The organism is Acidovorax sp., from assembly GCF_022763525.1.
GTDB lineage: Bacteria > Pseudomonadota > Gammaproteobacteria > Burkholderiales > Burkholderiaceae_C > Acidovorax.
The window spans coordinates 1-9,506 of record NZ_JALEGG010000157.1 but is presented as its reverse complement, the minus strand read 5'-3'; the positions used below and the strand labels follow the sequence as shown (position 1 = coordinate 9,506).

Genomic DNA, 9,506 nt, shown 5'->3' with positions numbered 1-9,506 from the left:
CTACACTACGCGGCCTTGATGGGGCGGTAGCTCAGCTGGGAGAGCGTCGCGTTCGCAATGCGAAGGTCGGGAGTTCGATCCTCCTCCGCTCCACCAAAATGCTTATCAAAGCCGGCCCCGCGCCGGCTTTTTTGTTGGGTAGTCAGAAATGCACGCGAGTGATTCCACGCCGGCCCCGGTCGGTGTACAGCAGTTCCACGATGTGATGGTGCCGAACTACGCGCCGGCGGATTTCGTACCGCTGAAAGGTGCCGGCGCACGCGTGTGGACCGCCGAAGGCGATGAACTGGTGGATTTCGGCGGCGGGATTGCCGTCAACAGCCTCGGGCATTGCCATCCTGCGCTGGTCGAAGCGCTCACAGAACAGGCCCGGAAGCTCTGGCACGTATCAAACATCGTGACCAATGCACCGGCGCTGCACCTGGCGCGCACCCTCTGTGAGGTGACCTTCGCCGAGCGGGTCTTCTTCTGCAATTCAGGCGCGGAAGCCAACGAAGCCGCCCTGAAGCTTGCGCGCCGCCGTGCTTCCCTCAAGCACGGGGCTGAGAAGCGCACGATCCTGAGCTTCCGCAACAGCTTTCACGGCCGCACCCTGTTCACGGTCAGCGTGGGAGGGCAGCCCAAGTACACCGAGCACTTCGGTCCCCTCCCAGAAGGCATTGAGCACCTGCCGTACAACGATTGTGCGGCGCTCGAGGCCGCCGTGAATGACGATACCTGCGCGATCATCGCCGAGCCGATTCAGGGAGAAGGCGGTGTCATACCTGGCAATGTGGAGTTTTTGAAGGCGCTGCGCGCGGCCTGTGACCGTGTCGATGCGACGCTGATCTTCGATGAGGTGCAATCGGGCGTCGGTCGCACCGGGAGCCTCTACGGCTATATGCAAGCCGACGTGGTGCCAGATGTACTGACCACCGCCAAAGGTCTTGGCGGCGGCTTCCCTATCGGGGCAATGCTGACCAAGCGGGAATGGGCGGAGTACCTTCCGGCGGGCACGCACGGCACTACTTTTGGCGGCAATCCGCTTGGTTGTGCCGTGGCGCAACGCGTCATCGAGCTGGTCAACGTGCCTGCCTTCCTGCAAACGGTGGAAGCACGCGGTGAGGCCCTGCGCCAGGCGCTTTCACGCATTGGTGAGCAGTACGGTGTCTTCCGCGAAGTGCGCGGTCTGGGCCTGCTGCTGGGTGGAGTGGTGTCCGAGGCCTGGGCCGGGCGCGCCGGTGACATCGTCAAGGCGGGGCACGCCGAAGGCGTCTGGTGTCTGGTGGCCGGACCGGATGTGGTGCGCTTTGCGCCGCCGCTGAATCTCAGCGAGCAGGAAATGGGCGACGGCCTGGCACGGCTGGAACGCGCCATACAAGGTCTGGTGCCGGCCTGAGTGTGACCGGGTTGCGCTAGCGATCCAGCGGTTGCGCGAGACGCATACCGCGCCAGCGCAGGACCAGGCCTTCGCGGGTAATGGCCTCGATACGTGCTTCATTGTCGAGGCGATCCCCTTCCACGCGCCGCTGCCCATTGATGCGCACGAAACGGCGATCGGGGTCCTGGTTGTAGACGTGAACATCGATGCGGATGGGTGGCATGCCGACACGCGAAGCACGCGGTAGATCCGCCCACGCGTCCGACGGGAATGGGGATTCCGGAGGCGCTTCGCGCGGGCGGTCCCACTGGTCCGCAGGCGCCGCGGTGGGCGGCTGGTCCGGGTTGCGGAAAATGTCCTGAGGCTGCAGTGGCACGGAGGCTGCCTCGGTTGGGGTTTCGCTGCGGCGTGGGCTCTCCGCTGCCCCTTCGAAAAGCGCGTCCAGCGAATCGATACGCGGCGCGTCGGCAAGCTGTGCACGCGGCATGCTTTCCGTTGGCGTCGCGGGTGCTATTTCGGTGTCCTGTGGTGTCTCGGGCCGCGTCACGGCAGCAGGCTGTCTCTGATCGGGGAGTGGCTGATTCGGCTCGGACAACGCGGTAGGCGCAGGGGGCGTCAGGGGCGCAGCCACAACTGGCGGAGCTTGCGTGACTTCCGTTGAATCCGACGGTGCGGCGCCCGACGAAGCAGGCCCTGCTGCTGGTGGGCGCGCATAGCCCAGCCACAACACGATCCCGAGGCCCAGCACGAAGAGCAGCAGCACCGCACCGCCCAGCAAGGGCGCAAGACTGCGTCGACGCGCCGCACGCAGCGGGCTTGCAATAGCGCTGCGGCCAGGTGGCTTGCCGAGGCGGCGCTCGTCCTCAGCCTGCCGCAGGGCGTCCAGAATGTGCGACATCTCAGCCTTCCTCCGTCTGCAGACGGGGACCGTCGTCCGGATCCAGCTGTTGCATGAGCATCAGGTGGGTGCGTTCGCCCACATGGCCGTCCACCGTCAGTCCGTGGCGCGCCTGGAAGGCTTCGACCCGGTCGCGCAGCGCGTCATCGAAGCGGTCGCTGACCGGCCCGATGATCGGTTCACCGGCCAGAGTTGCCATGCTGCGGTGCAGCCATTCGATCTGCGGGCCACGGTCACCGGGTCGCAGCACCTCCACGCTCTTTTCGGCACGCCAGAACAGCAGGAACTCACCACTCCACAACAAATCGACCAGGCTGCGCTCTACGGGGCGCAGCGCGCCATCGAGCACGATATGGACCGTGGACGCGTCAACCGCGCGTACTAGCACATGACTGCGCGCGCCCGAGGCGGCCACCAGGGTCAGGATGGCGGGTCGGTCAAAGCGTTGCAGATCCTCCCAGTTGCCCTCCGCACGCAGGCAGCGCAGGGACACGCGCCGAACTTCATTACACACGGCGGTGCCCGCGGGGATCTCAAGGCTGCTGTCCCACAGGCCGAGCAACAGCTCGACCTGGGTGCCAAGTGGGGGCGCCTCGCGAATCAAGGCCTGGGCACTGAGGGGTGGGGGTGCCGCGGGCGTGGGCTCGGTTTCGTTGGGCGGCGGCGACGCGCTTTCCGGGCGTTGCGGGGAAGGATCCTCCTCTGGTGCTTGCGGGGCTGTAGGGGTGCTTTCGGGCAACCAGACCAGCGCCGGTAGGGCATCGACAGACTCGCTTGAAGGCGAAGGCGAAGGCGAAGGCGAAGGCGAAGGCGAAGGCGAGGACGAGGGGGGTCGCGTCTGCGGGCTGGGCAGCGGGCTGGCGTCCGCGGATGGGGCGCTTGATGTGGGGGCATCCATCCAGAATTGCATGAGCGCCGCACCCACCAGCATGCCGGCAAGAGCCAGCCCGGGAACCCAGCCCAGACGCAGTACCGGCAGGGCTCGCTGAAGCCGCTTGGGCGCGGTCTCTCGTCCAGCCTGGCGGACCATGGCCGCCGTCACCGTGCGCGTACCCGCCGAATAGGCGGCGAGCAGGGCGCGATCGCAGATAATGTTGATTCGCCGCGGGATGCCTTGCGATGCATGGAAGGCGGCCCGCATGGCCGCGGGGGTAAAGATCTCCGCGTCCCCGCCCGCCACGCGCAGGCGGTGTGCGATGTATTCGACGGTCTCGTAGCGGTCCAGCGCAGTCAGATGAAAGCGTGCGGTAATGCGTTGCGCGAGCTGGCGAAGGCTGGGGCGTGACAGCAGATCATCCAGCTCCGGCTGACCGATCAGCATGATGCGCAGCAGTTTTTCCTTGCTGGTTTCGAGGTTGGTCAGCAGGCGCACCTGCTCCAGCACATCCTCGGCCAGATTCTGGGCCTCGTCGATGATCAGCACCGTCCGCCGTCCCTGGCTATGGGTGGCCAGCAGGTGGCGATTCAGATGATCAACGAGCTGTTTCAAGGATGCGTCATCAGGGTAGGCGACGCCCAGCTCATCGCAGATCGACTGCAGGAATTCCTCGGTGCTCTGACTTGGATTGAGAATCAGCGCGACATCGACCTCGGGCATCTTCTGCTCGAGCAGCGTGCGGATCACCGTAGTCTTGCCAGTGCCGACCTCGCCCGTGAGCTGCACGAATCCGCCGGCCTCGCCCGTGCCATAGAGCAAATGCGCCAGCGCCTCATGATGGTGCGGCGAAAGGTAGAGGAAGGCCGGATCAGGCGTGATCGCGAACGGCGCTTCGCTGAATCGGAAAAAGTGCGTGTACACCGGAATCCGCTGTGCGGCAGGGCAAGTGGCGTCCTCGGCAGGATTCGAACCTGCGACCTGTCGCTTAGGAGGCGACTGCTCTATCCAGCTGAGCTACGAGGACGGAGAAGCGCAGGATACCGCTTCACGTCACTTCGTGACTTCGGGCGCAGCGGTATGAATTACCGGATGTTCTGCCTTGTGGAGCCGGTTTGAGGCCCGTAGTATCGGGCGACAGCAAGCGGCAATCCATAACGAAAGGGGCACGAATGCCGACAATCAAGTACTGGAGCATCCTCAGCGCATTCGTGGTTCTCGGTGCGCTCGGCGGGTGTGGGGGGGACGCACAACTGGGTACCGGCGGCGGGGGCTTCAACGGCCAGGATCCTGATCAGGGTGCGGACCAAGATGTGGGCGTTGCTGATCTCGTGATCCTTCAGGATCGCAGTGAGCTTCCCTCCGACGCAGTGAATCCGGACCAGGGCATCGTTCTGACTGCGCAAGTTCGGGACGCGAATAATCGTGTTCTGTCCGGTGCCACGGTCAATTTCGCGGCCACTTCCGGCGCCCTGCAGGTCGTCTCGGGCACCACGGATACGCAGGGCCGCGCGAGCGCCATCCTGACGACGGGAGGTGATTCGAGCCTTCGGGCTATCACCGTACTGGCGGCCTCTGGAGGAGTGGAGCAGACGGTGACGATTCCTGTCGTTGCTCCCAATCGACCCACCCCTCCGGAATTCCGGTTGGGCGTAAACCGCGATGGTGTTTTCGAAGCTGGCGTGATCGGCATCGGGCAGACGCCGCTGTCCGCAGGCGGTAGCTCAGGTCTGAACCTGAATCTGGTGGATATCGCCAACAACAATCAGCCTTTTGATGGTGATGCCGCAGTGCAGTTCACTTCTGCCTGTGTCGGGGATGGCCTTGCGGAAGTAGTACCCAATCCAGCGCCACTGAATTCGGGCAGCGTGTCGGTGTCCTACCGTGCCCAGGGGTGTGCTGGCGATGATGCGATTACGGCGCGTGTCCAAGTCGACGGAGAGTCTCTGCAGGCAAATGGGGTCATCAATGTCGAGCCGGCGGAGTTGGGTTCAATCACGTTTGTGGACGCCGATCCGGACTTTGTCGGACTGCAGGGCAGCGGGCGTCCTACCACTTCTCGCGTGACCTTCCGCGTGGAGGATGTATCGGGTGGCCCGGTGGTGGGAGAGACGGTGCGATTCTCGCTCAACACCAGTGTGGGTGGTATTTCCATCACGCCGCCCGAAGGCACAACCGATGGCAATGGCGAGGTCCAGACGACGATTTCGGCCGGCACGGTCGCCACCACGGTGCGCGTGACAGCCACCGTGACGCGCGGTGGAGAAACGATTCGATCACAGTCCGATCAATTGGTCGTCAGTACCAATGTTCCGGACAACGACAGCTTCTCCGTGGCCGTCGAGTGTTTCAATATTGAGGGATGGCGCCGCGACGGCGCTACGACCGGGATCACCATCCGCGCGGCTGATCGGTTCAACAATCCCGTACCGGACGGCACTGCGATTTCACTGACCACAGAAGGAGGGTCGGTGCAGCCAGGCTGCCAGACTACGGAAGGTCGTTGTGCCGTGACGTGGACCAGCCAAGACCCCCGCCCCCAAGCTTTCAACGGTTGCGATTCGGTGAATGGGACCGCCGGGACCGACGAACGGTGTTCCGTGGTCGGGACGGAGGGCGCGTCACGCGCAGGGCGTTCGGCCGTGCTCGTTACCGCCATCGGAGAAGAGAGTTTCAGGGATCTCAACGGTGATGGCCGGTACGATAGCGAGGAGCAGTTCACGGATCTGCCAGAAGCCTTTGTTGATGCCGATTCAGATGGAATGCGAGACCTCGATCCGCAGTTCCGGGACGGTGGCGAGGAATTTCTCGACTTCGATAGCGACGGTATCTACGACAACGGTGATGGCCTATTCACTGGTGTGTTGTGCAATGACCCGGCCGCATGTTCCCCGGAAGGCGCCCGCACCCTGAATGTGCGTCGCGTGGTTCCCGTCATCATGTCGGATTCCTCTCCACTGCTGGATAACACGCGGGATGTACTGTTTTCCGGTAGTACGGCGAGTTTCAGTCCATCAACCAGTACCTTTTCGGTCGATTCGAACCAGAATCTGATCATCGCCTTTGTGCTCCGTGACCTTAACGACCAACCACTCCCAGCGGAGACATCAATTTCGCTATCGGTGGACGGCGATGGAGAGTTGGTTGGAGCCACTCGTTATGCAGTCCCTTGCACGACCGATGACACGGCGGGTAGCAACACCTATGGTTTTGCATTCAAGGCTGATGAACTCGACCCCGGCGCCGCCGACGGTTCGGCGTTGCTGCAGCTCAGCGTAGAATCGCCGTCCGGCGTATTGTCGATCTTTTCCTATTCGGTACGGGTCAGCGCGTCACCTGCCTTTCCCGCGGCATCGTGACAGCCAAGCCGGGCTTACACGAAGCGTTGCTGGAGAGCACCGGCAAGCCGGTGCCCCAGCCCAATAATGAGGCAGCCCATCCCCAGGAAAAACCAGCGGGAAGCGTCACGGTAGGGTTGCTCGTGCACCCCCGCGATTTCAGCCCGTAACCTTTCAAGCAACTGCTGACGGCGTTCCCCCTGAATGGGGCTGAGGTGCGGTCCACGTCGGTCTTCCAGAGTTTCCAGTTGCTGCTGTGCCTCTTGGGTAATCTGACGCTCCGTCAGGGACTCGTGTTGCCACAAGGTATAGCCGTTGTAAGCAGCCAAGAGTGCGCCCACGACAATGAGCAGGTTGGGGATTGCATTCGCGTTTCTTAATAGCCACATAGCGAGATTCTAACGGCGTTACCCATTTTTGCTGTTGGTGAATCGGGAGTGTCGCTAGCAAACCACACAATCCACTCCCAAATATTTCTCGCCAATCGCCTGCTAAACCGTTGGTGGGCAGTGCTGCTTCGCGTTTCAGGAGTGCGGGATCATATCGAGTATGTTGGCAAGATGAACATCCGAGAGTTGATGAATGCCGATAACCTAACTCGACAGCCAATAGCTGGCATCGTCTGTCATGAGGGATCGTTCGAGCATGACGGACCAGCCAGCTGGCTGCAGACCGGTTAGCCTCGTAGCGTCTCGTGTATCCAATACGCTGAAGCGGGGACGCTTTGCGGGGGTGGGATAGCCCGCAGTATCAGTTGGCACAATTTCTCCCCAGAAGCGCTCTGGCCAACGTCGGAGCGCTATCAGGCGCGCCATCTGTGCGAAGTCGTACCAAGTAGCGGCTCCCGCATCTGCCCAATGCAAGGTCTGCCCTGCGCCTTGTGCATGGCGCACGAGGTGAAGGAGAAAGCGTGCCAGAGTGTGGGTGTGTGTCGGCGAGCCGAACTGGTCGGCCACGACGGACAACTGGGCCCGTTGCTGCAGCAGATGCAACATGGTGCGTACGAAGTTGCTGCCGCCAGGGCCATAGACCCAGCTCGTTCGTACCACTGTCACCTCGCTCGCGATGCGTCGGACCACTAATTCGCCGGCCCATTTGCTTGCACCGTAGACGCTCAGTGGCGCGGTTTCGGCATCGGGTCGGTAGGGCACATTAGTACCGCCGTCGAACACGAAGTCCGTCGATAGGTGAATGAGGCGGGCGCCGATCCGGGCACAGGCGGTTGCAAGATGGGCGGCACCGTCACGGTTGACCGCGTAGGCTGCTGCCTGGTCCTGCTCGGCCTTATCCACCGCGGTATAGGCGGCGGCATTCACGACACAATCCGGGCGGTAGTTGCGTAGCGCGGCCTCCGTTTCCGCCGCATCTGTGATGTCGAGCCTGGCGCGGTCCAGGGCATGGAGCTCAAAGTGACCTTGAGCCTGGGCAGTGAGCGCGCGAGCGACCTGGCCGTGGGCGCCGGTGACAAGGAGGCGCTGCATTAAAAGATCTCGGCGTCGCGCAACCGGCAGCCGTCGAGGTCCTTTGCGGCCAGTATCGGGTCCGCTTCCAGCGGCCAATCAATGCCGATGTCGGGGTCATCCCAGCGAATGGAGCGTTCGCCGTCGGGGTCGTACCAGTCCGTGACCTTGTAGAGGACCTCCGCGGATTCGGAGGTCACCAGAAAGCCATGGGCGAAACCGGGCGGTACCCATAGCTGGTATCGGTTCTCCGCCGACAGCAGGACGCCGGTCCAATGTCCAAAGGTGCTTGAGGCGCTCCGGATGTCGACGGCCACGTCGAAGATCTCGCCGGCGAGCACGCGTACCAGCTTGCCTTGGGGATGCGCGCCAATCTGGTAGTGAAGGCCGCGTAGTACCCCTTGTCGGGAACGGGACTGGTTGTCCTGGACGAATTCACCCGGATGACCGGTCAACGTTTCGAAATGCTGGCGATTGAAGGCTTCCATGAAATAGCCACGAGCATCACCGAAGATGGTGGGTTCCAGGATCAGAACCTCGTTCAGCGCGGTTTTCCGTGGCGTCATGGTGTTTCCGGCCCCTCGTCGGCAATGCGTTCCAGATATTCCCCATAACCGCTCTTGCGCAGTGGAACGGCAAGATCACGCAATGCCTGTTCGGAGATGAATCCGCAACGGAAGGCGACTTCCTCCGGGCTCGCGATCTTCAGGCCCTGACGCTTCTCCAGGGTATGGATGAAGTTGCCGGCTTCCATCAAGGAATCGTGTGTTCCGGTATCGAGCCAGGCGGTACCGCGGCCCATGCGCTCGACGCGCAATGCGCCCTGTTCGAGATAGAGGCGGTTGAGGTCGGTGATTTCCAGCTCTCCGCGCGCCGACGGGGTGATCTGGCGGCAGAGGTCGACGACCTGGTCATCGTAGAAGTACAAGCCTGTGATGGCGTAGCGGGAGCGCGGGTTCTCGGGTTTCTCCTCGATCGAGAGGACGCGGCCGTTGGCGTCGAAGGAGACCACACCGTAACGCTGTGGATCATGAACCGGGTAGGCGAATACCGTGGCGCCCTCGGTCCGCGCCGCGGCCGCGCGCAATGAAGGCACGAGGTCGTGACCGAAGAAGATGTTGTCCCCAAGGATGAGGGCGCAGGGCTCTCCGGCGATGAAGTCCGCACCCAGCAGGAAGGCCTCTGCCAGTCCGTTTGGTGTCGCTTGTACGCAATATTTAATGGAAAGGCCCCACTGCTTGCCGTCGCCGAGCAATTGCTCGAAACGCGGGGTGTCCTGTGGCGTCGAGATCAGCAGGATGTCCTGGATGCCCGCCAACATCAGAGTGGTCAGCGGGTAGTAGATCATGGGTTTGTCGTAGACCGGCAGCAGCTGCTTTGAGATGGCCAGAGTCGACGGATACAGGCGGGTTCCTTCTCCGCCGGCGAGGATGATGCCTTTCATGCCGCGCATCCGCTCAGACCGCGCCGCTGTAGAGCATCCTGCTGGCGCTGCTGAATGCTTCGGCACCAGTCCAGATGGGCGAGATACCACTCCACGGTCTGGCGCAGCCCTGACTCGAAGGAATGCAGCGGG

General features: G+C 62.7%; 8 protein-coding genes and 2 tRNA genes. 3 read left to right on the top strand and 7 right to left on the bottom strand.

The genetic code is table 11. From position 1 onward, the window contains the following. The first annotated feature begins 20 nt into the window (after positions 1 to 20). Positions 21 to 96, top strand: a tRNA-Ala gene (locus tag MRY84_RS12050). A 52-nt stretch (positions 97 to 148) separates the two neighbouring features. After that, positions 149 to 1,378: an acetylornithine/succinyldiaminopimelate transaminase gene (locus MRY84_RS12045; RefSeq protein WP_223056590.1), complete on the top strand. Its 1,230-nt coding sequence runs from the start codon at positions 149 to 151 to the stop codon at positions 1,376 to 1,378. A 16-nt stretch (positions 1,379 to 1,394) separates the two neighbouring features. On the opposite strand, the gene MRY84_RS12040 is transcribed toward MRY84_RS12045, so the two are convergent. From MRY84_RS12040 to MRY84_RS12030, 3 genes are all read right to left on the bottom strand, one after another. After that, entirely contained in the window at positions 1,395 to 2,258 is an 864-nt protein-coding gene (locus MRY84_RS12040; RefSeq protein ID WP_223056589.1) for a general secretion pathway protein GspB, read from the bottom strand. A 1-nt stretch (position 2,259) separates the two neighbouring features. Further along, entirely contained in the window at positions 2,260 to 4,056 is a 1,797-nt protein-coding gene (locus tag MRY84_RS12035) for an ExeA family protein (protein ID WP_223056588.1), read from the bottom strand. A gap of 26 nt (positions 4,057 to 4,082) precedes the next feature. Beyond that, positions 4,083 to 4,159, bottom strand: a tRNA-Arg gene (locus tag MRY84_RS12030). Between the two features lie 145 nt (positions 4,160 to 4,304). Here MRY84_RS12030 and MRY84_RS12025 point away from each other — a divergent pair. Next, the gene (locus tag MRY84_RS12025; RefSeq protein WP_290567362.1) at positions 4,305 to 6,491 is read left to right on the top strand and encodes an Ig-like domain-containing protein; all 2,187 of its coding nucleotides are present in this window, start codon (positions 4,305 to 4,307) and stop codon (positions 6,489 to 6,491) included. 14 nt (positions 6,492 to 6,505) lie between these two features. Here MRY84_RS12025 and MRY84_RS12020 read toward each other — a convergent pair whose 3' ends face one another. The 4 genes from MRY84_RS12020 to rfbA form a co-directional block, all read right to left on the bottom strand. After that, entirely contained in the window at positions 6,506 to 6,811 is a 306-nt protein-coding gene (locus MRY84_RS12020; protein WP_223056586.1) for a hypothetical protein, read from the bottom strand. A 252-nt stretch (positions 6,812 to 7,063) separates the two neighbouring features. Next, a complete protein-coding gene (gene rfbD, locus MRY84_RS12015; RefSeq protein ID WP_223056585.1) occupies positions 7,064 to 7,951 on the bottom strand; it encodes a dTDP-4-dehydrorhamnose reductase in 888 nt (295 codons plus the stop codon). Beyond that, a complete protein-coding gene (rfbC, locus tag MRY84_RS12010; protein WP_223056584.1) occupies positions 7,951 to 8,496 on the bottom strand; it encodes a dTDP-4-dehydrorhamnose 3,5-epimerase in 546 nt (181 codons plus the stop codon). The genes rfbD and rfbC overlap by 1 nt, the downstream gene beginning before the upstream one ends. Next, a complete protein-coding gene (gene rfbA, locus MRY84_RS12005; protein ID WP_291505964.1) occupies positions 8,493 to 9,383 on the bottom strand; it encodes a glucose-1-phosphate thymidylyltransferase RfbA in 891 nt (296 codons plus the stop codon). Before rfbA ends, rfbC begins: the two co-directional genes overlap by 4 nt. Positions 9,384 to 9,506 lie beyond the last annotated feature (123 nt).

Excerpts from the sequence above, each read along its gene's own strand:
- MRY84_RS12045 (WP_223056590.1), top strand. The coding sequence starts at position 149 with ATGCACGCGAGTGATTCCACGCCGGCCCCGGTCGGTGTACAGCAGTTC.
- rfbC (WP_223056584.1), bottom strand. The coding sequence starts at position 8,496 with ATGACGCCACGGAAAACCGCGCTGAACGAGGTTCTGATCCTGGAACCC.
- MRY84_RS12040 (WP_223056589.1), bottom strand. The coding sequence starts at position 2,258 with ATGTCGCACATTCTGGACGCCCTGCGGCAGGCTGAGGACGAGCGCCGC.
- rfbD (WP_223056585.1), bottom strand. The coding sequence starts at position 7,951 with ATGCAGCGCCTCCTTGTCACCGGCGCCCACGGCCAGGTCGCTCGCGCG.
- rfbA (WP_291505964.1), bottom strand. The coding sequence starts at position 9,383 with ATGCGCGGCATGAAAGGCATCATCCTCGCCGGCGGAGAAGGAACCCGC.
- MRY84_RS12025 (WP_290567362.1), top strand. The coding sequence starts at position 4,305 with ATGCCGACAATCAAGTACTGGAGCATCCTCAGCGCATTCGTGGTTCTC.